General features: G+C 35.7%; 26 protein-coding genes. 10 read left to right on the top strand and 16 right to left on the bottom strand.

The window, feature by feature from the left end; translation table 11 throughout:
• Window positions 1-162 precede the first annotated feature (162 nt).
• The 3 genes from EXIGUO8A_RS04405 (at window position 163) to EXIGUO8A_RS04395 (ending at window position 2,462) form a co-directional block, all read left to right on the top strand.
• Window positions 163-546, top strand: a complete 384-nt coding sequence (locus tag EXIGUO8A_RS04405) for a hypothetical protein (protein WP_116771073.1) — start codon at window positions 163-165, stop codon at window positions 544-546.
• A 123-nt stretch (window positions 547-669) separates the two neighbouring features.
• Window positions 670-1,704, top strand: a complete 1,035-nt coding sequence (locus EXIGUO8A_RS04400; RefSeq protein ID WP_159302078.1) for a sensor histidine kinase — start codon at window positions 670-672, stop codon at window positions 1,702-1,704.
• The gene (locus EXIGUO8A_RS04395; protein ID WP_159302077.1) at window positions 1,701-2,462 is read left to right on the top strand and encodes a LytR/AlgR family response regulator transcription factor; all 762 of its coding nucleotides are present in this window, start codon (window positions 1,701-1,703) and stop codon (window positions 2,460-2,462) included. The genes EXIGUO8A_RS04400 and EXIGUO8A_RS04395 overlap by 4 nt, the downstream gene beginning before the upstream one ends.
• A 9-nt stretch (window positions 2,463-2,471) precedes the next feature.
• On the opposite strand, the gene EXIGUO8A_RS04390 is transcribed toward EXIGUO8A_RS04395, so the two are convergent.
• From EXIGUO8A_RS04390 to EXIGUO8A_RS04380, 3 genes are all read right to left on the bottom strand, one after another.
• Window positions 2,472-2,990: a hypothetical protein gene (locus EXIGUO8A_RS04390; protein WP_159302076.1), complete on the bottom strand. Its 519-nt coding sequence runs from the start codon at window positions 2,988-2,990 to the stop codon at window positions 2,472-2,474.
• Between the two features lie 4 nt (window positions 2,991-2,994).
• Complete coding sequence (locus tag EXIGUO8A_RS04385; RefSeq protein ID WP_159302075.1) at window positions 2,995-3,495, bottom strand: hypothetical protein; 501 nt, start codon at window positions 3,493-3,495, stop codon at window positions 2,995-2,997.
• 502 nt (window positions 3,496-3,997) lie between these two features.
• On the bottom strand, window positions 3,998-5,236 hold the full coding sequence (locus tag EXIGUO8A_RS04380; RefSeq protein ID WP_116771068.1) for a DUF2130 domain-containing protein: 1,239 nt from the start codon (window positions 5,234-5,236) through the stop codon (window positions 3,998-4,000).
• Window positions 5,237-5,402: 166 nt separating this feature from the next.
• On the opposite strand from EXIGUO8A_RS04380, the gene EXIGUO8A_RS18825 reads away from it, so the two are divergent.
• Window positions 5,403-5,537 carry a hypothetical protein gene (locus tag EXIGUO8A_RS18825; RefSeq protein WP_262885552.1) on the top strand — a complete coding sequence of 45 codons (135 nt, stop codon included), beginning with the start codon at window positions 5,403-5,405 and terminating at the stop codon, window positions 5,535-5,537.
• A 14-nt stretch (window positions 5,538-5,551) separates the two neighbouring features.
• Here EXIGUO8A_RS18825 and EXIGUO8A_RS04375 read toward each other — a convergent pair whose 3' ends face one another.
• From EXIGUO8A_RS04375 to EXIGUO8A_RS04360, 4 genes are all read right to left on the bottom strand, one after another.
• Window positions 5,552-6,088 carry a DinB family protein gene (locus EXIGUO8A_RS04375; protein WP_159302074.1) on the bottom strand — a complete coding sequence of 179 codons (537 nt, stop codon included), beginning with the start codon at window positions 6,086-6,088 and terminating at the stop codon, window positions 5,552-5,554.
• Window positions 6,089-6,117: 29 nt separating this feature from the next.
• Entirely contained in the window at window positions 6,118-6,621 is a 504-nt protein-coding gene (locus EXIGUO8A_RS04370) for a hypothetical protein (RefSeq protein WP_159302073.1), read from the bottom strand.
• Window positions 6,622-6,645: 24 nt separating this feature from the next.
• Complete coding sequence (locus tag EXIGUO8A_RS04365) at window positions 6,646-6,858, bottom strand: hypothetical protein (protein ID WP_159302072.1); 213 nt, start codon at window positions 6,856-6,858, stop codon at window positions 6,646-6,648.
• A 200-nt stretch (window positions 6,859-7,058) separates the two neighbouring features.
• Entirely contained in the window at window positions 7,059-8,810 is a 1,752-nt protein-coding gene (locus EXIGUO8A_RS04360) for a DUF4209 domain-containing protein (RefSeq protein ID WP_159302071.1), read from the bottom strand.
• A gap of 804 nt (window positions 8,811-9,614) precedes the next feature.
• Between EXIGUO8A_RS04360 and EXIGUO8A_RS04355 the strand changes: the two genes are divergently transcribed.
• Window positions 9,615-11,144: a hypothetical protein gene (locus tag EXIGUO8A_RS04355; protein ID WP_159302070.1), complete on the top strand. Its 1,530-nt coding sequence runs from the start codon at window positions 9,615-9,617 to the stop codon at window positions 11,142-11,144.
• Window positions 11,141-11,671, top strand: coding sequence for a YceI family protein (locus tag EXIGUO8A_RS04350; RefSeq protein WP_159302069.1), 531 nt, complete (start codon window positions 11,141-11,143; stop codon window positions 11,669-11,671). Before EXIGUO8A_RS04355 ends, EXIGUO8A_RS04350 begins: the two co-directional genes overlap by 4 nt.
• 209 nt (window positions 11,672-11,880) lie before the next feature.
• Here the strand turns inward: EXIGUO8A_RS04350 and EXIGUO8A_RS04345 are convergent, their stop codons facing one another.
• From EXIGUO8A_RS04345 to EXIGUO8A_RS04305, 9 genes are all read right to left on the bottom strand, one after another.
• Window positions 11,881-12,264 carry an endonuclease domain-containing protein gene (locus EXIGUO8A_RS04345; protein WP_159302068.1) on the bottom strand — a complete coding sequence of 128 codons (384 nt, stop codon included), beginning with the start codon at window positions 12,262-12,264 and terminating at the stop codon, window positions 11,881-11,883.
• Window positions 12,265-12,606: 342 nt separating this feature from the next.
• A complete protein-coding gene (locus tag EXIGUO8A_RS04340; protein ID WP_159302067.1) occupies window positions 12,607-13,482 on the bottom strand; it encodes a sugar phosphate isomerase/epimerase family protein in 876 nt (291 codons plus the stop codon).
• A gap of 29 nt (window positions 13,483-13,511) precedes the next feature.
• Complete coding sequence (locus EXIGUO8A_RS04335) at window positions 13,512-14,213, bottom strand: NUDIX hydrolase (RefSeq protein ID WP_159302066.1); 702 nt, start codon at window positions 14,211-14,213, stop codon at window positions 13,512-13,514.
• A 195-nt stretch (window positions 14,214-14,408) separates the two neighbouring features.
• On the bottom strand, window positions 14,409-15,260 hold the full coding sequence (gene ablB, locus EXIGUO8A_RS04330; protein ID WP_159302065.1) for a putative beta-lysine N-acetyltransferase: 852 nt from the start codon (window positions 15,258-15,260) through the stop codon (window positions 14,409-14,411).
• Window positions 15,261-15,289: 29 nt separating this feature from the next.
• Window positions 15,290-16,489 (bottom strand): glutamate-5-semialdehyde dehydrogenase, encoded by a 1,200-nt coding sequence (locus tag EXIGUO8A_RS04325; protein WP_159302064.1) that lies wholly within the window; start codon window positions 16,487-16,489, stop codon window positions 15,290-15,292.
• Complete coding sequence (gene proB / locus EXIGUO8A_RS04320; RefSeq protein WP_116771055.1) at window positions 16,489-17,277, bottom strand: glutamate 5-kinase; 789 nt, start codon at window positions 17,275-17,277, stop codon at window positions 16,489-16,491. Before proB ends, EXIGUO8A_RS04325 begins: the two co-directional genes overlap by 1 nt.
• Entirely contained in the window at window positions 17,270-18,085 is an 816-nt protein-coding gene (gene proC / locus EXIGUO8A_RS04315) for a pyrroline-5-carboxylate reductase (protein ID WP_116771054.1), read from the bottom strand. Before proC ends, proB begins: the two co-directional genes overlap by 8 nt.
• 43 nt (window positions 18,086-18,128) lie before the next feature.
• Window positions 18,129-18,320: a hypothetical protein gene (locus tag EXIGUO8A_RS04310; RefSeq protein ID WP_159302063.1), complete on the bottom strand. Its 192-nt coding sequence runs from the start codon at window positions 18,318-18,320 to the stop codon at window positions 18,129-18,131.
• 140 nt (window positions 18,321-18,460) lie between these two features.
• Entirely contained in the window at window positions 18,461-19,321 is an 861-nt protein-coding gene (locus tag EXIGUO8A_RS04305; RefSeq protein WP_116771052.1) for a sigma-70 family RNA polymerase sigma factor, read from the bottom strand.
• 363 nt (window positions 19,322-19,684) lie between these two features.
• On the opposite strand from EXIGUO8A_RS04305, the gene EXIGUO8A_RS04300 reads away from it, so the two are divergent.
• The 4 genes from EXIGUO8A_RS04300 to EXIGUO8A_RS04285 all read left to right on the top strand — a co-directional run bounded on the left by EXIGUO8A_RS04300 (window position 19,685) and on the right by EXIGUO8A_RS04285 (window position 24,485).
• A complete protein-coding gene (locus tag EXIGUO8A_RS04300) occupies window positions 19,685-21,337 on the top strand; it encodes a sensor histidine kinase (protein ID WP_159302062.1) in 1,653 nt (550 codons plus the stop codon).
• 162 nt (window positions 21,338-21,499) lie between these two features.
• Window positions 21,500-23,296 carry an alpha-amylase family glycosyl hydrolase gene (locus EXIGUO8A_RS04295; protein WP_159302061.1) on the top strand — a complete coding sequence of 599 codons (1,797 nt, stop codon included), beginning with the start codon at window positions 21,500-21,502 and terminating at the stop codon, window positions 23,294-23,296.
• Window positions 23,297-23,474: 178 nt separating this feature from the next.
• The gene (locus EXIGUO8A_RS04290) at window positions 23,475-24,008 is read left to right on the top strand and encodes a helix-turn-helix domain-containing protein (protein ID WP_159302060.1); all 534 of its coding nucleotides are present in this window, start codon (window positions 23,475-23,477) and stop codon (window positions 24,006-24,008) included.
• Between the two features lie 24 nt (window positions 24,009-24,032).
• Window positions 24,033-24,485, top strand: coding sequence for a response regulator (locus EXIGUO8A_RS04285; RefSeq protein ID WP_236564431.1), 453 nt, complete (start codon window positions 24,033-24,035; stop codon window positions 24,483-24,485).
• Window positions 24,486-24,563: the final 78 nt, after the last annotated feature.

Below are 24,563 nucleotides of genomic sequence, written 5' to 3'. Positions count from 1 at the left end.
ATTATTCCCGCTACATATCCACCGATAATAATTCATAACTGTCTAAAGCTGTTTTAGATGGCAAATTCGACAGTTGGGTCACTAATATTATCCGAGAGCAGTATTGCTCAATATCTTTGGGGTATAGAAAAACAATTCTAAAAACTTAAAAATTATAAAATCATGAAAAACATTAAAATTTTATCAGCCGTGGTCGTAGTGGCCGTCACCTTTATATCATTTAAAGGAGTACAGAAACAAAAAGAAGCAGAGAAGGCAGAAATCACTGCTATTTTCGAAGATTGTAGTATTGATTTTGAAGCACAATTAAAAGCTTCTTTAGAAATGGGCAATTTAGACGCCAGTGAAATAGAAGTGGTAGAGATTGAAGAAGAAGTAAACCTAGGTTTTGACACCTTTGAATATTTACCCCTTGATTTTGATCCCTACGCAGGTGCCAATTTATCCGATATAGATTTTGAAATTTTTGAAGAGGAAGAAATAGTGGAATTAGGTTTTGATACAGCGGCATATTTACCTGCCGATTTTGATGCCTATGCACTTTAAGAAGTTAGTGTAGTTTAAATTTAAGTTGGTCTTTACTTAGTAAAGGCCGGCTTTTTTGCGTATTGCAAATTCAAAGTTATTATTACGGTATATTTGAGAAGTACCATTTAGAAAAGAGGTTATATGGCATTGACAAAGGTTAAACAGGGCGAAGTAGTTAAAACGGCCCTGCTTATAGGTATTTTGGTATCACTGCCAAAAACAATCTATTTATATAATGGTATTATGGAGGGGAATTTAAACTTCTCTATGTCTTGGGTTACCGATTTTTTATATAGGTACCTATTCTTCTTTTGTTTTTCATGGTCGGTAATTCAGTTGAATGCCAATATAGATTATGATGCATTAAAATGGCCGCCAATAGTAAAGTGGCTATTGATATTGCTCATCAATGCTTTATCACTTTTTGCCGTGGTGAAAATCATAATAGCGGTTTATCCTTTGGTAAATGGTAGAACGTTGGATTCCCATGAAGAAGGCTGGGTCAATTTTACCTTTATAAATTTGTCCATAGTGCTATTTTTTATTGCCCGTTTATTGCGGGTAAGTACAGATAAGCAAGAAAGTAGAATAGAGAACGAGCAGCTAAAACAACAAAATTTAGAGAATGAACTTGCGGCCCTTAAAAACCAGATAGACCCACATTTCTTGTTCAATTCCTTAAACTCGTTGTCCTCTTTAATACGAGAAAACGAAAAGGCGACACAATTTGTAAATAAGCTTTCGTACATGTACCGCTATATTCTGCAGAGTAGCGAAATCAATTTGGTACCTGTAAAAGACGAAGTAAAATTTTTACGCAGTTATATCTATTTGATGGAAACCCGCTATCGTGATCGCCTACGCATAGAGGTGCATATAGCTGAAGAACTGTTAGACCGTAAAGTGCCACCATTGGCATTGCAGTCATTGGTAGAAAATTCGGTAAAACATAACGAAATATCATCTACCAACCCGTTGACCGTAAAAGTATATTCAGTAGAAAATTCATTATTCGTAGAAAACCCTATTCGTGCACGTACAACCATGGCAGAAGGTATGGGCACGGGGTTGTATAATTTAAAGAAGCGGTATTTACTTTTGCTAAAGAATGAAGTTAAGGTAAGTACCCAAAATGATATATTTAAAGTAGAATTGCCCTTAAACCGCCCGGCATGAAAGTAATTATTGTTGAAGATGAACTTGCTGCAAGTGATAACTTGGCATATTTGCTCACTAAGATCGATCCGAATATTGAGATCGTTAAGGTGTTAGATACCGTTAAGGCCGCCGTAGATTTTTTCAGTAACCCGTACGAAGGTATTTTGGTGTTTATGGATATTCATTTGGCAGACGGTATATCTTTCGAAATTTTTGATCAGGTGACCATCAATATTCCTATTATATTCACTACCGCTTATGATCAATATGCGTTAAAGGCTTTTAAAGTGAATAGTATTGATTATCTGTTGAAGCCTATTGATCAAGAAGAACTGTCTGATGCGTTGCAGCGTTTTAAGACCCAAAACCAAAAGCAAGGTATAGATGAGATGCAAATGCAAAGTCTTTTGCATTTAATACAGACCAAGCCCAATAATTATAAACAGACATTTTTGGTTGGTATGGGTGAACAGTTGATTCCTGTAAAAACTGCCGATATTGCCTATTTCTTTATAGATACAGGGGTTGTAAAAGCAGTTACGGTGCAAGAGCGTTCATATGTATTAGATGCCAAATTAGAGGAAGTGGAAGAGGCGCTGGATCCATCACTTTTTTATAGGGCCAACCGTCAATTTATTTTGCGTAGGGAAGCCATTGTTACCATAAAACTTCATTTCAACAGCAAATTATTGGTAGAGGTGCATCCCCCGTGTAGTGAGCGTATTATAGTGAGCAAGGCAAAGGCGTCGGACTTTAAAAGTTGGGTAGGTAGGTAATAAGGTTTATTAGGGGATGGTGCCGATCTCGTTTAATTTCCATACATCATCTTCATTTTTCACAAAAGAAAAAATATGTTGGGCGCCTTCAAAAAATGCAGTAGGTAGGTTAGTGGTTACCAGTATATGGGCGTATGTAACCCCATTGGTTTCTTCACTGGAAATTATGGTTTCATTTTCCTGAAGGATTTTTATAAAGTTAGGGTTGAACAAGATGTCATAATCATTTGCGATAAAACTATCTATGGGAATATAAATAAGGTCCTCATAAATTTTAGAGTACCAGAGCGAATCATTTTCTCGTAACAAGTTCATGTGTTGCACTTCGGATGGCGTATTCTCCAAACAATCATAACAACGAATGGTCTCAGCAGATGCCTTCTTAAAAGCTTCTTTATCCTCAGTCGTTAAATCAGATAAAAAGGATGCCCATATAACAGATACGTCATCACCTGATGCTCTCTTTTCTTGCTGGCATGATACGGAAGTGATAGTGAGTAGTAAGAAAAATGATAGACTTTTTTTCATAGTATTATTCTGAAAAATCTTCTATTGCTATTTTACCGTAATATTTAGGAATGATTTCTACTGTAAGCTGATTGTTTTCAATAGAGATAACTTTAAATTTTAGTATTTTAAACTTTTCAGGTGATCCCCAACTGGCATATTCTTCAGGGTCAAGTTTCTTAAACTTTTTTAACCATTCATGACCAGAATATAAACTAACTATTCTTGTGTTTTCGTCATATTCCCAAGTACCTTTTTCCATAAATGTAGTGAAGCAAACATTGGGGGCAGTGCTTTGATATTCACTCTCATTAAATGCGAGGAGAGAAATTTTTGAACCAAATTTTACATTTTCATGGGCTACATCTTCACAAGATTTATATACGATGATGCTGTTAGAAGGTCTTGTATTCTTTTCCAGTACCCAACATCCATATAAATCAAATTCAGAAATTGATGATTCTTGGGCATGGCTACTTATCACCGTAAGGATTAAAATTATACTAAGAAATAAAGATTTCTTCATACTTGTTAAGGCATCAAAAATTACACCACAAAGCGATATGTTGTTTGTTGCCTAAAATTTAATTTTTTTCTACTTTTTCATCAAAACATGTAACAATTTGCATAAAAATGCTACATATAGGTGTAATTAGTTATCAAAACTGTTCAAAAGATGCAAAAACACATTCAGCCCGTTACAATGAAAATTTTAAAATATTTTATTCTTACCGTTGGTGTTTTAGGTTTAGTAGCAACACTTTTAAATGTGTTTTATTTTAAAGATACATCAAGTAGCAATTTCGGTAGTTTTATTAGCTGTGTATATTTAATATTTATCTCCTTTAGATTTGAAAAGATGATTACATGGCTAAATTCCAAACTAAAAAAAGCTTAGCGCCCAACGCTAAACGCAATGCGTGGCACGCTTGGCGCATAATTTATTAAGGGCTTTGTGCAAAGCGCAAAGTGAAATTCATTATTTTACCAACAACCAACAACCAACAACCAACAACCAACAACCAACATTAATCATCAATCTCCGCATCCGGTAAATCTAGGATGGTAGAGGTAGATAGGGAGTTTCCGGCAATACCTTTAATGGAGCCGAAAAGTACGTTGATATTCTCCTGTACGCCCCATATTTGCTTTTCGCGAACCGCAAAATTCTTGTATGCTGCTTTCTTTTCGTAGTTCAGTTGCTTGATCATAGAATCATAGTTTTCAATAATTCTATTAATGTTCTGCACAAACTCGTTACTGGTTAAATAAGAGTACAGCAGTTCCATTTTTTCGCCCTTATTTTCATCAGAAGATTTAATGGATTGTGTTTTTAAGAGTAGCTCACGTAATACGAGCGATACACTTTTTACTTCATTGAATCCGCAGATCCAAACACCGTTTTTCTCTCCAAAACGGTCCATATCGGGCGGAAAGGTTTCCGTAACAATTACCGCAATATCTGCCTTGCAATTGATCTGGTCTTGCTTTAACTTATTGATCCAGTCGTTACTAAAATTTTTGGTACGCTTACTCTCGTATACGATAGAACCGCAGGTCTGCTGAAGCGAGTTCACCACCGTTTGTATACAGTCCGCCCCACGAATACCCTTGCCCACTTCCTCAATAGTATCGAAGGGGTAGGTGCTGCGCAACAATTCTTCTAATGCCAGTTCTTGAATTTCACCCTGCATTTGCATAGAACCTTGCTCTGCCTTGCGCTTCATTTCATCAATAAGCTTCTTTTGGTCGTCTAGCTGCTTTTGGTATTCCTTTTCTTTAAGTGCCATGGCTTCGCGCTCTTTCGCCTTGGCTTTTTCTTCAATGACAGATTGTTTCTCCAACAATTCTTTCTGCACGTTCATTTTAAGCTCTTCGGCTTTTTCCTTTAATTCGTTCTCACGCTTTAAAAGGTCGATCTCTTGTGCACGCAGCGCCCTGTTCTCCTCTTTCTTTTTTTCGTTCTCTTGTTGCAGTGCACGTAACTGTTGCTCAAAAGATTCGTTGGTCTGCTTCTGTATTTTCTCCGACTCTTTAGCAAGGCGTTGTGCCAGTTTCTCTTTAAAAAGCTCGTTCTCTTTTTCTTTCTTCTTCTCGAACTCTTCTACCTCAAGCTCAAGCTTTCTACGTTCTTTATTGAATTTCTCTGCCTGCTCTGCTACTTTACGTTCGTATTCTGCCTTAAAATGAGCCTGCATTTTGCCAGAAAGTGCCTCTTCAACATCAAACTCATGCGCACAATTCGGACATTTAATTTTATCTACCATTTTCAAATATCATTTGTAACTATAAAAATACAGAACCCAAATAAGGCATACAATCTTTAGGCGATAATCAAGGTACAAATACATCGTCTATTTTGGTGAGCTGACAATTGTCATAGAATAAACAGCCGTTAGAAATTACATTTACGGCAATTAAAATGACCAAACTATGATAACAACGAATCTTCCCTTGGTAAACTGGAGCAATGGTGTTGTAATGATCGCTGTATTTGCCGGTGTTTGTATTGCCCTGGTAGGTATAGTACTTTCTATTATGAATACCGATAAAAAGAAGCAAGAATAGTTGCTAGCTTGGCTCTATTGATAAAGCACATATCTTGGTGGCGTTAACCCGTTAAGGCGCATGGCAACCAGCATTTGCCCTCTGTGGTGCGTAATATGGTCTGCCAATAGCATGCAAATTTGCCTTTTGGAACGGTCTAGACCAAAATAATCTAAATGATCATCTAAGGCTTTAGGGTCAAATTCTTGTAAAAGGATAATGGCTTCTGCAAAGGTTTGGTCTATACGTGTCATCATTTCCGTTTTGGTTTTATTGGCGGGTTTAAAAACGGTATCGGTTTGGTACACGCGAGCTTCACGACCCCCTAAGAGCGACTGGCTATGCCAATCTAGCGCAAAGCCAATATGCATTAAATTCTCGGAAAAACTTAAGGATTCGGGCGTTACTTTATAATCGTATTTTTCTTCGGGCATCATATCGGCCACGAGCAGTATATACTTGCGGGAGTTCTCTAAGCGTTCAATGGAATCTTCCAAAAATGCATTTTGCTGAGCCAGTAGTGGAGTTGTAGTAAATAGAATAAACGAGATAAGAATAATTGTTGTTTTCATGATGATTGATGATGAGGTGAACAACTAATTTACTCCATTTGGGATAAAGCACAGCCATTTTTACGCTCTTCTTGGGAGAGAATCCAAACATTGATGACTTTTTGGTCTAAGTCATTTTCTTCATTTGGCATTACAAGGTCTATGGTCGCAATACTTTCTGTTGCAATGGTATAGGTATCATGTTCCAATAAATAACCGTTTACATATACAGGGTTATTTTCATCCAAATCTAGAAAGGTGTTCAGTTCAGCTTGTGTTTTATAGGGTATTTCCTTTTTTAGTTTGGCAAACAGAATACCGTTTGCCGTAAGATTATAAAAATACGTTTCGTGACTAGGTTTATCTTTTATTACTCCTATTTCTTCAATATCTTCCTTTGAAGTGATTATATTTTTATTGGCGATGATATGCTCGTCAATCAATAGCATTGGGCAGTTGATTTTTGCTGCTATTGGGAGTTTATTGAAATCATCTTGGGCGTAGCTGTATACATGAAGAAGGATGAAAATGATGGTGGAGAAGATGGTTTTCATAGGGATGGATAGCTTACGATAGTTTTACTCGTTTTTTTGCCTTTTGGAACTACGCACTATTTTATAAATTAAAAAAAGAGGAATCGACATAGGTATCATACCCAAGGCATTTTTCTTATAAATGGATGCCACCGTGCCAATGACAAATATAGAAGCGAGAAATCCAACTAATGCCGCATTGATCAGTTGTCTTTTTCTTAATTTCTTTTCTTGGTTTTCCAGGTTAATGTTGTTCAATCTGGTGATTGGTTTTACGGTCTTGTGTATGAAACGTAGCGTGCAAAAAGACACTAACTTTTCGGGTTAACACAGAGCCGAATTTTTATATTCTAAAAGCCAAATTTAAACATTTGGCGGTCTACGCACATAAGCACAAACCTCTCGATTTAGCAATTACTAGCTATGTTTTATACACGTCTTAAGTTTGATTCTCAGTATTATTTTTCAATTCTATTAAATTTATAATTCCCAAGTTTTAAAAAGGCACAAGTTAATAACCACATCACAGCAGCTGAATAATTTTTAGGTTTGTAAAAACAATGAGCAATATTATTTCTCAAATTCATGCCTTCTGAAGTGAATATAAATTTAAAAAAAGCAATATCATCCTCTGGTATTATATCTTTAATTTTGTCATTTTCAAGAAGCTTCTCAAATGAAATTCTTTCTTGAGTACCATTTTCTTTAATATCAATTGTTTGCGCTCCAATATTTCTGGAAAATGACCTTAGAACACCTTCAAATTTTAAAACTAACGAGTCAATTGATAAAATGTAACCAGTTACACTATTTTTATTTTCTTTTAAATCAATTTCTGATTGCGTAAAATAACTTGCAAATGAAGGCATTAAAAGGTCAAGCCAATTGAATGTTTCTTTTATCCCATCAGCATTAGTACTGATAATATCTTCTCCATACCAAGTATGACTTTTAAAGTAGTCTTTCAACGATTCAAAACCAATCTTTTGATTTTTTAAACCTTTAGTGAATATTAACCATAAATGACGCAAGGAAAAATTTTGAATATGAATGTTGTATTCATTTATTCCACTACTTTCAGAACCACTAACATTTCGATTAATATCAAAGTTCATTGTACTAACTAAATCCATCATAACAGATTTGACTTTTTTGTCAAGCACATCTGCTTTTGGGAATATATTAGCTAATATTAGATATTCATAAATTTCTTTGCTTTCTCCCTTGTCTGCAAGTTCTGTTGTATATGCTTTTAGATTATCCCACCATTTTTGTAATTCAGGACTTGAATGTTCAGACTTAATAGATTTAAAATTGAGGTTGTCCTTAGCTTTTTCAATTAATAAAGTTACTTCCTCTATTTTTTCTTTATTACCTGCCTTTTGATATTGTTTTAATGCTTTAAGATAGTAATCGTGTACAGCAAAACTCTCTTCGTGTTTTTCAGAATCTATAATATGAAAGTCACCAAGTTTATTCTGATATTCCTTAGCGGAAACACCTTGTTTTGAGCAAATTAGAATTAACAAGTTTAAATACTCTTTTGAAAAGTCCGGATATAAAGTATTATCAATTACAGATTTTGAATAGTTAAAGAAATCTTCTACATATTTTTTAATCACTTTTTTTCCTTTTGAAAGGATAAAGTCCATAATAGAATATTTTTGATATCCGTTTAATTCATCTTTGTTCAAATGACTTATAAAAAATTCAATTATCTCTTTCTTCTTATAGTTTATAGTTTCACTTAAAATGAATAAGTTTTCATAGTTTAATGTGAAACCTCGATTAGTTAAATTATCATCTTTGGGTAAACTAATATTTTTTAGAAATGTAAAATAATTATCAATAGCCCTTTTTGCATAGTCAATATGTTTCTCAGGGCTTTCCCAAATAATGTGATTGTATTTAGCTTTGTTTCGAGGATTTGCAATGTCCTTCGAAGTTGCTCGAGATTTTATGTACTCAAAGTTGTCGTCAAATAATGACAATTCTGGATATGATTTTTCTCCTATCGAATATTTTGGAATTAATTTGCCTTTTTCAAAATTCAAATCATTGAAAAACATCTCGTATGACAGTATTTTTTTTTCAGTCACATCCTGAGTTTTTTCTATAATGGAATTTAACTTATTAGATATACCATAACTCCTAATCAGACTGTTGTCCTCTTCTAAAAAATCATAATATTCTTCTAAGTTTTCAAACATTGGATATAAGTTTCTGGATATTGGGCACAACAATTGTATATATAAACAATTACACATATACGTAAATATTAAGATGTGTAGTTATTTATTAAAATTGTTTTACTAAAGTAGTAGGGGAGTGTACTTTGCTTGGTACTGCAATATAAAGAAGTTATGGTATATTTTCTTACGGGTTTCCGTAAAACTGTCAGAAAAATAATGGGTTGGTAACCATGGTGTGGGGTCGTTTTGTAGTTGAGAATTAGTGCACCGTAGCACCCACCCCTTTGGTCCCCTCCCAAGAGGGGAGGTTTTGGTTATTGTTTGCGGGTTTGTTGCTGGTTGGGGAGTTGCGTTTTTAAAAGAGTTACTTCGTCTGTTTTGCCTAAAAGGTCTAATAATAGTCACAAACTGTTCCCCTCCTCGGAGGAGCTAGGGGTGGGTCCTTTTGAGTTAGAATGTTCAATGTAATCTTAATCACCCGTAGTACCCACCCCTTTGGTCCCCTCCCGAGAGGGGAGGTTTTCGTTTTGTTTGTGGGTTTGTTGGTTGCTTTGGGAGTTGTGTTTTTATAAGAGCTACTTCGTCTGTTTTATCTAAAAGGTCTAATAATAGTCACAAACTATTCCCCTCCTTGGAGGGGCTAGGGGTGGGTCCTTTTGAGTTAGAATTTTGAATAAAACCTTCCTCACCCGATTCTTGAACAAATTACTTTACCGAAAAATTGGCTTTTTCTACCATCTGCAATGTTTTCTTAACGATACATAAAATTTTGATTTAAAAATTTTACTATGAATCGTAAATTAATAGTTCAACCATCACATTATGAGAACATTATATCGGGTGCTTCTGACTTGTATAGCACTAACAACCTTGTTTGGTTTTATGACCGTTACTATCGATATTCCAAAACCGTACATTAAAAAATATCTTGAAGGAGTGTATGTGCCGTTGGCAGATAGTACAATCAGAATAAACTACGTGCCAGAAGATCAGTATGAAAAACTGGCAACCCAAGAAATATATAAATCTTACCCTGTATATCTACCAGGAAGAGAACCTGAGGGATATTATGAGAGCTTATCACAATTAGAGCCAGAAGTAGTATTCAATGAAGATGAATTGACCTCTAATGAAGATTGGGTAAAAGCGGGAGAATTGGTTTTTGATTATAGCTTATCGCTACGCCCTTTAGACTCCGCTTTTCTAACAAGGTTGACTTTATTGCACGATAAAGAAAAGTTACCAGTTGGTAAAGACGGTATTATTCCATTTTATAAATTGGTAGTTCCGGAAAAAGGGGTGTTACTAATAACAGGGCGTTCTTGCGTTATGTGCCATACTAAAGTAATGCCCGATAGTTCTATAATTAAAGGCGCACAAGGCAATTTTCCTTTCGATCCCGATTATGCGGAAGATTTAAGAGGTTTATTAGATAATGCTCGAAGTCATAATGTTCCGCAAGAACAAATTATGCAGGGACTCTTAGGAGATAAAATGTTTCTATTTGGAGCACCGTGGATCAAATCTGTGGCACAGCAAAGATTAATGGATATGTCTCCCGAAGATTTTATAGAGAATATTGATAGAGCCTCTAGCGGTGTAGTACATAGGCATGGTACAAATATTGGAACACCGGCCAGTATACCAGATCTATATAATTTACAGGATAGGAAGTACTTGGATCATACGGGGCTCATGCGCCATAGATCGATCGAAGATCTAATGTTGTATGCCACATTTAACGAAGAAACCGATTTTATGAGCAAGTACAATAAATACAACATGCTGCGCCCTTGGCCCAATGAGCAAGAAAATCCGATGCAGGCGGGTAGGCGATATTCCGACGCACAGTTGTATGCCCTTGCCAAGTATATTTATAGTTTGAACGCACCTAAAAGTCCTATTTCGCAACCCGAAGAACTGGTGAACAAAGGGCAGCGTATTTTTGCTGAAGAAGGTTGTGTTACTTGCCACGCTCCGCCATATTTTTCCAATAATATGTTATTGCCGGTAGATGGTTTTACGTTTCCTAAATCATATAAAAGCAAGCTTGATATTTTTGATATATCTGTAGGTACCGATCCGCAATTGGCAATGAGTACCAGGCGAGGTACAGGGTTTTACAAGGTGCCATCTTTAATTGGTGTTTGGAATAGGCAGGCCTTGCTACATGATGGTAGTATTACCAGTTTAGAAGAACTGCTGAGCAAAGAGCGTTTACAGGATGATTTTGAACGTACAGGGTATAACGCAACTTATAATACAAGTCAAAAAGTTGAAGGCCATCCATTTGGGTTAGAACTTTCTACCGAAAATAAACAAGCATTAATTGCCTACGTCAACAGTCTATGAAAAGCTGCTATTTTACATTGATATTTATTGTTCTATGTAGTGGTACCGTTATTGCACAAAAACTGGTGCTAGAACAAGCCACTGTAAATTTTAAGGTTAAGAATGCAGGATTTTGGGTAAACGGATATTTTGATGAGGTAAAGGCAGAAATGGAATTACAACAATCGAAATGTAGAATCAAAAAACTGAACGGAAAGTTAAAAGTAGCTTCTATACACACAGGGATTTCCCTTAGGGATGAACACCTTATAAATGATGATTATTTCGATATAGAACAGTATCCAGAAATCTCGTTGGAATTGCTTTACTGTGAAGCCCAAAAAGGAAAGTCTTTAGATACGGTGTTTAAATTGATTATAAAAAATGTAGAACGGGAAATACATATTCCATTAACTATGGAGCGTGACTTAAATAGAATACTTATATCAGCGGATTTTGAAATTAATAGACAAGATTTTGGTATTGGCGGAGACAGTTTAACACTAGCGAACGAAGTTTTGGTAAATATTGCTGCATCTTTTAAGTGAGCTATTTGATTTTGAGAAGTATTTTTAGAATATGTGAGAACGGCGTTAGTATTCACCCACCCCTTTTGTCCCCTCCCAAGAGGGGAGGTTTTCGTTTTGTTTGCGGGTTTGTTGGTTGCTTTTGGGTTGCGTTTTTATAAGAGTTACTTCGTCCGTTTTATCTTAAAAAGTTTGTTTCAAGTCACAAACTATTCCCCTCCTCGGAGGGGCTAGGGGTGGGTTCTTCCTTGTTCTAATTCTTCAATATATCCTTTAATTTCTTCTAATACACTAGATAGATTATTCTTAACATCAGTATCTGAAAACCTGAGCATATGTACACCTAAAGATTCTAAACGTTCTTGCCTTATTCTATCTTTTTCTTGATGCCCTTCTTTAAAGTGAATACTTCCATCTACTTCAATGGCGAGTTGAAGATCTTTGCAATAAAAGTCTACTATATATTGGTCAATAGGAATTTGTCTGCTAAATTTCCGACCTAACTTTTTGCCTTTAATCTCCCGCCACAGAGCAATTTCACCTAAGGTCATATTATTCCTTAGCTTTTTAGCCAGTTCTACTAAATATGGGTGGTATGGTATTATTTTTCTCATCGTAGCACCCACCCCTCAATCCCCTCCCGAGAGGGGAGGTTTACGTTATTGATTGCGAATATATTAAGTACTGAGTGTTCTGTTTTCAAAATAATGATTTCGTCTAATATAATTAAAATGTTCTTACGTGTATTATAAGTTGTTTGTCCAGGGGAAGCATTTTAAATGTGATTTTCATCACCGTAGCACCCACCCCTTTGATCCCCTCCCAAGAGGGGAGGTTTTTGTTGGTTGGTCTTTCTTTTTGCGCTATTCATGATTGGTATAAAGTTCCATAAAAAAGAAAGCCCCAAAGAAAATTATTTCTTTGGGGCAATCTCCGTTGTTTGGTATTTAAACTTATTATTTGAACCCTATTTCTTTGAGTCCGTTGTGACTTATTTTGATAGCTTCTAACGGTTTTAGTCCGTCGAAAGTCATGTCTTGTTCTACCATATAGTATTTCATGCCAGAAAGTTCTTTGTTATCGAGGATGTTTTCGAAACCGATAGAACCTTGCCCTACAGGTGCAAATCTTCCTTGTTCATCCATATCCTTAACATGCCATATTTTAAAACGACCTGGGTATTTGTTGAAGTAGGCAATTGGGTTGGCACCTGCTTTCGTTACCCAGTAAAGATCCATTTGAAAGTTTAACAATTTGGGGTCAACATTTTCTAATAAGTAGTCGATCGGTACTATACCTTCTGCATTCTTTTTGAATTCAAAATCGTGATTGTGGTACAATAATTTCAATCCTGCTTTATTAGCTTTCTCACCTAGGGTAGTTAAAATATCAGCTAAGTCTTCTACGGTACCTGTCATGCCCATGGTCATATTCTCTTGGTTAAAAGTAAACATGCCCATTGGTGGTATAGGAACTACAAAATATTTGAAGCCTGCCGCCTTGGCATCTGCCATCATTTTGTCAGCATTATCTAGGGTAACGGCACTTTGATGCGTGCTAATTGGCTTTAGTTTTAAGGATTTTAATAAACCCTTGAAATCAGCCGGAGTCATACCATAATACTTGCCAACTTCATAACCTGCCGCTTCAATATTCTTGTAGCCGGCATCAGATACAGCTTGTAAGGTTGCCTTGGCATTGGAACCCATATCGTCTCTAACGGTGTATAGTGCCAATCCGCCAAATTTCTTTTGGGCGTAGGTAGTAACCGTCCCCAGCATAAAAAGGGCAATTACGGAACATTTAAAAAAGTTGTTAGTTGAAATTTTCATTGTTGTTGTATTAATTGAAATGTTAGTTGTTATTGTTTAAAGCTATAGAGGTATGGAGCTTTGTGAGCCTTACCTTCAAAAAGCTTTTCATGTCGCTCTAGAATGTCCATGGACAGCATTTTTCGTTGAAAGCTTGTGCGTCTTAACTTTTGGTCTAATATGGCTTCAAAGACCTGTTGTAATTGTTTCATTGTAAATTTTGGAGGCAACAAATTCATTCCTATTAGTTTCTCGCTAATGTTGTTACGAAGTACTTCTAGTGCTTTTTCCACAATTTCATTATGATCCATCATTAATTGAGGTACATTATCAATGTCGTACCAGCCAATGCTGTCTGAAAGATGGTCTGGTTTTGGATCTACCTCTTCATAATTGATCAGTGCGTAATGGCCAACGGTCAAAAAGCGCTCCATCATCCATTCATTTTTCTCTAGATCTTCATTATTCCCTTCTAAAATACGACGCGTAGCAGCAGGGTCGGACCTATCTAGTTTTCCGAAGATTTGAAATTGATCCATGAAAACATTCGTTAATCCTGTGCGGTCTTCTACACCTTTGTTGACTGCGTCTTTTAGGCTTTGATTTTTTTTGATAAATCCGCCTGGGAGGGCAAACAAACCAGTGTTGTGGTATTCAAGAATTAGAATTTTAAGTGTCTTGCCATTGAAACCAAAAATTACACAATCATATGAAAGGTTGGGAATGTAATTCGTATTTTTTGAGCCTTTCATAAGTGAAATTGATAAAAATCTATATGGTTTTTCAAATAAAGCACAAAATTGAATACAAACAAAGGATTATTGTCATAAAGTGAGACAATACATAAAAAGTGTTGATTTTGTACAATGATGAGTACAAAACCAACACTTTTAAATATGAAGTATGTTATAGTAATCTAAAGTGCCAATACACTAAGAAAATAGTTGTTATCGGTCATTTTTAAAGTACCAAACATTCATGCTTTCCATGGCATCTCTAACTATACAGTTATTGATTAGGGTTCCTGCCAATATAAAACCATGTTTACTGAATGTAATATTGAGCCCGTATGAAGTAGACCTCACCATTGTATAAATGGTTTTACAGCCCAATTTATCCATTTTGTTTTTAATGTCCTGCACCAAAAAATAAGACAGGTTCTGTCCTCTATAATTCGGATGTGTAACAAAATCAACAATTTCAACATTAGATTCGCTGGAATTTACCGCTAGAATTGCCGATACCAATAATTCTCCATTCTGAAAAAGCCCATAAAACCGATGGTTCAAATTTTTCAATTTAGAAAAATATGCAGCATCTTTAATTTGATGTGGGTGATATTTATAAGCCTTTTGGTGTAACTCTTCAAGCAAAGGAAAATCTGCAGAAGAAAGCTCTTTAATATCTAAATTTTCGGGCATCAGAAAATGTGAATCGGTATTGGGTTTATTGGCAGCTTCTGCAATCGTCTTTACCGTTGCAATGGTTTTCATGATTTTTTCATCATTAGCATAACGTTTTTCATTCGTATAATCTGCGAGAAAATACCCATCTACGCTACCATTGTAAAGACCAGGAATTTTGGCTTCCACTATAAAACCTTGTGACTTTAAAACGTTCAGGCCTTTTTCAGATGCCTTGCCAAGAATTTTCTCATAACGCTTTTTTTTGGCTAGGTCTTTCATTTTTTGAAGCAGATTATCTAAGTTAACATTTTTTGCTTCAGAGAAATAGATGCGGTTGTGCATATTGCCATGGTAGACCAATGCACCGTCTATATTTTCAATTGTTTCGAACATTATTTCACTTTTTGGGGGAGCTTAATTTGTTATTCTCGAATTTGTCCGTTACCAAATATATAATATTTATTGGTTACCAATTGTTTAAGACCTAATGGTCCGCGGTGATGAAGCTTATCTGTGCTAATTGCAAGTTCTGCACCAACCCCCATTTGACCACCATCGGTAAATCGCGTAGATGCATTTTGATATACTGCGGCACAGTCCACCTCTTCCATAAATTGTATGGCGGTATCTTTATTAGACGTCATTATGGTAGCTGAATGCCCTCCAGAATTATCGTTTATTTTTTCGACTGCTTCATCGAGAGATTCAACCGAGCCTAAGCAACATTTCATGGCAAGGAACTCTTCTTTCCAAATAGCGTCATCTTTTATTTGCTGGGCGTCTTTTAGAATATTATTTACATCGGCATCTACCAAAGTTTCTACCCCTTTCGCATTTAAAAGCTGATAAATATCTGTCAATTTCTGTTCGTAGTTTTCAATATTGGAATTGATCAATATTTTATCCAATGCATTACATGCCGATATTTTTTCGGTTTTTGCATTCATGATGACCTTTACGCTTTTCTCCCAATCTGCTTCCTTGTCTACGAACAAGAAGTTGTTACCTCTACCACTAACGAGAACGGCACATTTAGCATGTTCCTTTACAAAATTGATCAGTCGTTCACCACCTCTAGGTACAATTAAATCGAGTTTTTCGGTAGGATTTCTTAAGAAGTCCTGCGTTTCTTCTCTATTCATGGTCAATTGCTGAATGTACTCTTTTGATAGTCCATTTTCTTCAAGAGCTTTGTGCCAAAGATCAACAAGAACGGTATTGCTATGCAATGCCTCTTTACCGCCTTTTAAAAGAATTTTATTGTTCGCTTTAAAAGCAAGAACCGCAGCCTCAATTGTTACATCGGGTCTTGATTCATAAATGATCATAATTGTACCAAAAGGAGCTGTTTTATTGGTGATATCCAATCCGTTTTCCAAATTTTGGGTAGAAATGGTCTTACCTACAGGGTCTTCTTGAGACATTACTTCTTTTATGGAACCGATCATACCATCAATTTTGGCATTGGTGACGATAAGTCTATCGTACATGGCTTGATCATCCTTTTTAAAGAGGTCTAGATCTTTTTTGTTCGCATCGAGAATGCTACTTCGGTTTTCATCCAAAAGTCGCATCATGCTATTTAAAACCTTATTTTTTATTTCCGTTGAAATTATCTTCATTATGCTTCTGCTTTATCTTCTAGGGTTACTTTTGTACCCACATTTTTTCCTTCTATAATATCAATTATCGTACGGTCTTTTTTACCGTTGGCGATGAATGTTGGTATGTTTTTGGCTGCTGCCTGTTGGGCGTAATCTAATTTAGATCCCATACCACCACGACCTTCACCGGCTTTTTTATTATTATCTTGAATGAACTTATCTAAATTCTCTTCAGGATTTACATGTGCTATAAGATCACTACTCTCTGCGTTAGGGTTACCCGTATATAATCCGTCAATATCGGTTAGAATAATAAGTTTATCAGCATCAATAAGTTGCGCTATTAAACTAGCGAGCTCATCGTTGTCTGAGAACATACTCATGGTAACCGACACGGCATCATCTTCATTTGCAATGGGTATAACCCCTTCAGACAATAAACCTTCTACGCAATTGATCATATTCTGTCTGTGTACGCCGGGTGTAAAATCTCTTTTTGTAGGTAGCACCTGGGCACATTTCATACCATAATCATGAAAAATGTTATAGTATAAGCGCATCATTCTGGGTTGCCCAATGGCGGAATAGACCTGCCTACGCTGTGTGTCATTTTCAATAGTTGATGCACCTAAGACTTCGCGCCCCGCAATAACGGAACCCGATGAAACAAGCACGGTCAAAATATCCTGTTCGTATAATTCTGCTATTTGCTGTACCAAATTTCGTAATACCGGCCTCACGATACGATTGTCCTTATTGGTCATTACGTTGGTGCCTACCTTTATTACTATTTTCTGTTTATACATTTACTTTTTCTTTTCCAAGTTCAACTGCACGTTCAAATGCTGCGAACGCGGCTTCTTTAATTAATTCTCCTACATTATTATTTTCCATAGAATCTAATGCTGCACGTGTGGTGCCACCTTTGCTAGCTACTTTGTCCATCCAAGAATTTGGCGAAAGCTCGTTCTGGTTAAAAAGCTCTATTGCTCCTGTAAATGTCTGTGCTACCAAAACTTTCGATACACTTGGGGTAAAGCCCATTTTTAACGCAGCTTCCATCATACTTTGCATAAAGTAAAATACATAAGCCGGTCCACTACCTGAAATACCTGTAGAGGCATCGATAAAATTCTCATCACTTACCAGAATGGATTTTCCTGTAGTATCCAATAAACTTTCAATTGTCAATAGTTCAATTCTTGTTACATCATTAGAAGCAACAAAAGATGTTAGCCCTTTACCGATCTGTGCCGGTAAATTTGGCATGGCACGTACTATTTTCGTTAGGCCAGTTAGGTTTTGAATCGTTTCCATAGTAACCCCTGCCATTATTGAAATAACGATCTGGCCAGGTTTAACCAACGGATTCAGTTTTAAGAACACACTTTCTGCATGATATGGTTTAACGGCTATAAAAATGATATCGGCCTGTGGAGCACAATTTTTAAGGTCATCAAAAGCATCGAACTGAGGGTTCTCACGTAACTCTTCCAATTTATCTTCGGAAGTGTCGAGCACCATTATGTTTCTTTTCTTAAGTAATTTTGATTTGGACATGCCTTCAGCATAAGTCAATCCCATGTTGCCGGCTCCTATTACTAATATCTTCATGAATTCAGTTTAAAAAATGGATAATATTTATTTGTTATTGAAATTATATAAATAGCATTTTCTCAATAGCGTTATTCTTACGCCCTTGATAAATTTGTTTGTATGTATGTATTGTTTTTACTGGTATTCCCATAAAGTACTTGGTGATCGATGTGACTTTCGATTTCATTAGTCCCGTACGGGTTCGGTATAATTCTTTGATATTGCTTTCTCTTTTAATGTAGATTAATTTCATGTAGTAATTTTTTTATATAGTAACATAGCATATGCATCGCCAATTACAAATTAGCGATGTTAAGCTTGTGTTATACTATTTTTAACGGGTGTTAATAATAGGTTGTATATGAGTTTATTAGCTGTTTTTTTAGCTGTAGATTATAGATAGGCTCGTAATACCTCGGTATTGGATGCCCGGCGTAAAGATTTAATGCCTTTATCCTTAATTTGGCGTACTCGCTCTCTAGTGACATCAAAAACTTCACCTATTTCAACCAAACTCATTGGAGGTTGATTACCAAGACCAAAAAATAAGCGCAAAACATCGCCCTGTCTTTCAGGAATTTTATTCAATACTTGGTTGATATCGGTTTCTAAAGATTCGGCCATAACTTCCTTATCCGGTTTGTCTAATGTGTTAGACGCTATAACATTATATAGGTTAGAAGATTCACCTTCTTTAAAAGGGGCATCCAATGAAATTGATTTGCCCGAGTTTTTCATGGAATTTTTCACCTTTGAAACACTCATGTCCAATTCTTTTGCAATTTCTGCGGCACTTGGTGATCTTTCGTTTTCCTGCTCTAAAGTTGAATATACCTGATAGATTTTTGAATTGACCGCAATTTTGTTCTGAGGAATGCGAATCATACGCGATTTTTTAGAAAGCGCTTGTAAAATAGATTGGCGGATCCACCAAACGGCGTAAGAGATGAACTTAAAACCTCTGGTTTCGTCAAAACGTTTTGCTGCTTTAACCAGACCTAGATTTCCTTCGTTAATAAGGTCGGTAAGGCGTAGTCCTCTATTTTGGTATTGTTTGGCCGCAGAAACTACGAATCTAAGGTTCGCACTTACCAATTTATCCAATGCCTTTTGATCACCCTCACGAATTTTACGTGCCAATTCTACTTCCTCGTCAGCAGTGATCAAATCGATCTTGCTGATTTCCTGAAAATATTTTTCTAACGATTTGGCATCTCGGTTCGTAATTTGTTTTGTGATCTTTAATTGTCGCATAGAATACTTTTGGGTTAAATAGTAACATAGTAAAATTCAGTTAAAATGCAAGAATTTAACGCGTTTTATGATTTATTTGACTATTTTAAAGGGTTTTTGCTTGTTTTTGAGTAAAAATTGGCATTTTTTAAATCATTCAGTTTTATGTTTATAAACAAGAATTGAATGATTCCTTTCCTTTTCTAAATACTACTGCGATTTTTTTAAAGAGCAATTCTATTTTATTGAGTTAAAACTATTCTCTAATAATTATTTAATTTGTAGATACGGGTTTTAATAAACTATTGTAATTAGTTTTTTTAAAATAAAGTTTAGAAATAGCTTGTGAACCCTTAATTTAGAATCTTCAACTTTACGATCCTTATGAACAAAAAATTCCATTTTCTTGATGATGGTGGCGAGATGGGCAGGTTAATGCGAGAAAAAGATTGGTCTTTGACACCATTAGGTGAGCCAGATGGTTGGCCTCAAAGTTTAAGGACTACCGTTAATATTATATTGAATTCTCCATTCCCAATGTTTCTATTTTGGGGAAAGACATTAAAAAGTTTTTATAATGATGCTTATCGACCAATTCTAGGTAATGATGGCAAGCACCCAAAAATACTTGGACTAAACGGTAAACAGGCTTGGGCTGAAATTTGGGAAGAAATAGAGCCAATGCTCAAGGTGGTGACCGAAAAAGGCGAGTCTATTTGGCGAGAGAACTTATTGATTCCCATATATAGAAATGGTAGGATTGAAGATGTCTATTGGACGTTTAGTTACAGTCCCGTTAAAAATGAAGATGGTGGTGTTTCTGGGGTTTTGGTTGTTGTAACCGATACTACAGAGGCAGTATTGTCTGAAAGGAGATTGAAGGAAAGTGAGAGAAGATTCAGGGAACTTGCAAATTTATCACCGGTATGGATCTGGATAACCGATAAGGATATCAATGTTGAATATGCCAATCGTGCACTATTAGATTATATAGGTTTTCAAAAAGAGGAAGATTTTACAGGTCAAGTTTGGAAACAGGTTGTACATGCAGATGATATTGATGTCGTTAGTGCGGGATTTGCAAATGCAGCAGAAAAGCAATCTGAATTTGCATTGGAGTATCGTGTTAAAAATGCCGCTACTGGAAAATTTGAATGGTTTAAAGTTCTTGGGGTTCCAAAATTTGAAGAGGGCGAAATGGTTGGTTTTATTGGAACCGGCACAAACATTGATAAGCAGAAATCGTTTGCCGATCATATGAAAAAGGAGGTAAATCTTCGAACCAAAGAGTTGGCGAACAGTAATACGAAGCTAGAGGCCATGAATAAAGAGCTGCAATCTTTTGCCTATATATCTAGTCATGATCTGCAAGAACCGCTACGTAAAATTCAAATGTTTTCCGAAATTCTGTTAGATAAGGAATATGATAAGCTATCAGATTCTGGTAAGGTAAAGTTTGAGAAAATACAATCGGCGGCCAATAGAATGCAGTCGCTTATTAATGATTTGTTGTCATATTCCAGAACAGATACCGAAGAGAGGGTTTTTGAGGTCATCGATTTACAAAATTTGGTTGACGACGTTAAAGGTGATTTAAGTGAAGAGCTTAAGAAGAAAGACGGTAAAATTACATTGCAACAATCACGTGAACTAGAAGTGGTGCCTTTTCAATTCCGTCAACTGATGTATAATCTCTTATCTAATGCCGTAAAGTATTCCAGAAGCGATGTTCCGCCAGTAGTGACTATTGAAACGGAAATAATTACCAATGCAAAAACTTTTGATAGTAGCTTGATCAATAAAAAAGAATATGTGAAAATTACCATTACCGATAACGGTATTGGATTTGAAGAGCATTTTTCAAAAAAAATATTTGAGGTTTTCCAGCGATTACACACAAAGCAGGAATATGTTGGTACCGGTATAGGTTTGGCAATCGTAAAGAAGATCGTAAAAAATCACTCTGGGTTTATAAGTGCTACTGGAGAGCTGAACAAAGGCTCGGTATTTACCGTAATTATTCCTAAGGAAAAATAAAAGGCTTACTTTTTAAAAGTTTAATATCGATTGATTTTTCGATAAACTTTAGAATACCAGTACGTTAGAGGTGTTCGTGTAAAATTCTAAATAAATTTTATTGGGTTAAAGCATATCCTTTTCAGGTTAGCACTAGTGGGTATTGCCATCTATTTTTGGCATATGAATACTACTATAACAAAATCGGCAGGTATGGGTGCTATTGTAAGTGATGGCACCGTAACCTTTAGAGTATGGGCGCCTAATGCAGAAAAGGTCTTTGTGGCAGGGAGCTTTAACAACTGGTCAGAAAGTGAAATTCCTCTTGAGTTAGAAGAAAATGGTTATTGGTCTGTGGTAACCGATATGGCATCACCAGGTGATGAATACAAATATTTTATTGAATATGAAGGCAGTCTTTTGCCTAGAAATGATCCTTACGCTTTTGAGGTAACCAATAGTAATGGGAATTCCGTTATTCGAACATTAGATTTTGATTGGGATGATGATGATTTTAAAATGCCCAGTTGGAATGAATTGGTAATATATGAGTTGCATGTAGGTACTTTTAATAGGTCTTCGCCAGAGGCCGTTGGTACTTTCGATGATGTAATTGAAAAGCTAGATTACTTAAAAAATTTAGGTATTAATTGTATTGAATTATTGCCGGTTGCTGAATTCGCTGGTGGTATATCGTGGGGGTACAATCCTGCTCATCCATTTGCAATTGAACAAGATTATGGTGGTCCCGAAGCATTTGCCAAACTGGTGAACCTGGCTCATAAAAAAGGTATAGCGGTAATAATGGATGTGGTGTATAATCACTTCGGTCCGTCAGATGTTGATTTGTGGCAGTTTGATGGTTGGAGCGAAAATGGTAAAGGCGGTATTTATTTTTACAATGACCATAGAAGTGATACCCCTTGGGGCGATACCAGACCCGATTATGGTAGGGAAGAAGTACGACAGTATTTGCGTGATAATGCGCTTATGTGGATAGAAAAATATCATTGTGACGGATTGCGGATGGATGCCACTTCTTACATTCGCTTTGAAGGTGGCGGTATGGGGTATGATACTGAAATTGAAGAAGGGAATATTCTAATGAGAGACATCAATATGGAGCTTAGGGAGAAGTACCCACATGTGTTAACCATCGCGGAAGATCTTAAGGGAGATAGCCGGGTTACCGATGCTGCTGAACATAATGGTTTATTGTACGGTTCTCAATGGGATATGAATTTTGTGCATCCAGTAAGGGAGGTTATTGAAGATACGCATGATGACGGTAGGGATTTAGAAAAAATTGTAGGTGCTCTAAGTTATATGTACAGTAACGATGCCTTTAGCCGCGTAGTGTACACAGAATCTCATGATGAAGTGGCAAATGGAAAAGCAAGAGTGCCGGAAGAAATACAACCCGGAGATGCAGAGAGCGATTTTGCTAAAAAAAGAGCCATTTTAGGGATGGTTTTAACATTAACTGCGCCAGGTATACCAATGCTTTTTCAAGGTCAGGAGTTTATTGAAGATGAATATTTTAAAGATACCGAAGGCTTAGACTGGAATAAAGAAAAAAAACATAGTGGTATTGAAACGCTAATAAGTGATATCATTAAATTAAGAACAGGTGAAATTTTGGGCGGTAAAGGTTTAAGAAGCCAGCAAATAGAATTTCTGCACGTTAATAATAATACCAAGATATTAGCATACAAACGTTTTGATGTCAACGATCCTACAGAGCCGGTATTGGTCATTCTTAATTTTAGTAATCAAGCATATGAAGATTATGGAATTGGTTTAAACGAGAAAGAACCTTTTACCTTAAAAATTAATGCAGCCAGCGATATCTATGATGATGCATTTTCAAATATGGAGGTGACCGATATGGAAATTAAAGATAAAACGACAGATGCAAAGCAGTTAACAGGCAAAATGAGCATACCTGCATATGCCGCATTAATTTATACAAAAGCTTAACGGCAGGGCTGTTATTCATTACTAATGCACCGAAAAAATGAAATCTTTACCTTACAATTATAATTAAATGACAAAATGGCTCAATAGTGGTCAATATTTATTGTATTTTGTTATGTTAAATTTTATTTAAGTAATATTTTTACATCTTAAAATGTTGCAAATTAATTGTAGTCTTTAAATGGAATATAGTTTCATAGTCGACCCTGAAAAAATGGTTAGTGAAGTATTTCGAAGAACAATGGTTGCAGCGGGAGTTGATTTTGAAATTTTGAAAGATGGTACTATTAAGCTTCCTGAAGATTTAAGCAATGAAAAGCTTGAGTCTATATCAAAAGAGCTTAAAGACTTTGGAGTAAAAATCCAAACAAACGACAATAAGGATCTCGTTGAGGAAATAAAGATCTATATAAAGAAGATGGTGTATGATGGTAATATTAGAAATGTAAAAATATCAGAATTACTTTCTAATAAATTGGGTTTTAGTTATCCATATCTATCAAATCTGTTTTCTAGTAAAACATTTACCTCAATTGAGAATTTTTATATCTTAGTGCGCATTGAAAAAGTGAAGGAGTTAGTACTTTTAGAAAATGCAAGTTTAAGCGAAATTGCTCATGACTTGAATTTTAGCAGTGTACCTCATTTATCGAATCAGTTTAAAAAAGTAACGGGCTTGACGATAACCCAATACTTGAAGTTTAGAAAAAAGTAAGAAGAACGGTTCTTCTCTAGAAACATGAAAAGTGAAATGGATAAATTAAAGATACTCCTAGTAGACGACGACGAAGACGACAGACAGTTTTTTGCAGATGCGTTAGAAGGGATAGAGCTTAATACAGATTTACATCAATTGGAAAATGGTAAAAGCTGTATGGAGTTTTTGCTAAGTGATGAAAAAAACACTCCAGACTTGGTGTTTTTAGATTTGAACATGCCTATTATGAATGGGTTTGAGTGTTTAGAGGCCATTAGAAACACACCACATCTAAAAGATTTGTTGGTTGCAATTTACTCCACTTCTTCCGCAGAAAGAGATATTGAAGAAACTTTTGAAAAAGGGGCGAATATTTATATTAAAAAACCTTCAAGTTTTAGTGAACTTAAAAAGTCATTGAAACAGGTAGTTAAAATGAATTGGGCATATCACCTAAACGATTTTAAAAAGGAAAATTTCTTATTGAAAATATAGGTTTTCAATGTACTTTATATAAAAAAGTTGCTTCGTTAGGAGCAACTTTTTTTGTTTTAGCACTATTCAAATCATAAT

It is taken from the genome of Maribacter litoralis (genome assembly GCF_902506355.1).
In the GTDB taxonomy this organism is placed as follows: Bacteria; Bacteroidota; Bacteroidia; order Flavobacteriales; family Flavobacteriaceae; genus Maribacter; species Maribacter litoralis.
Note: the sequence above shows the minus strand (reverse complement) of the source record. Positions and strands in the feature narration are given on the sequence as shown.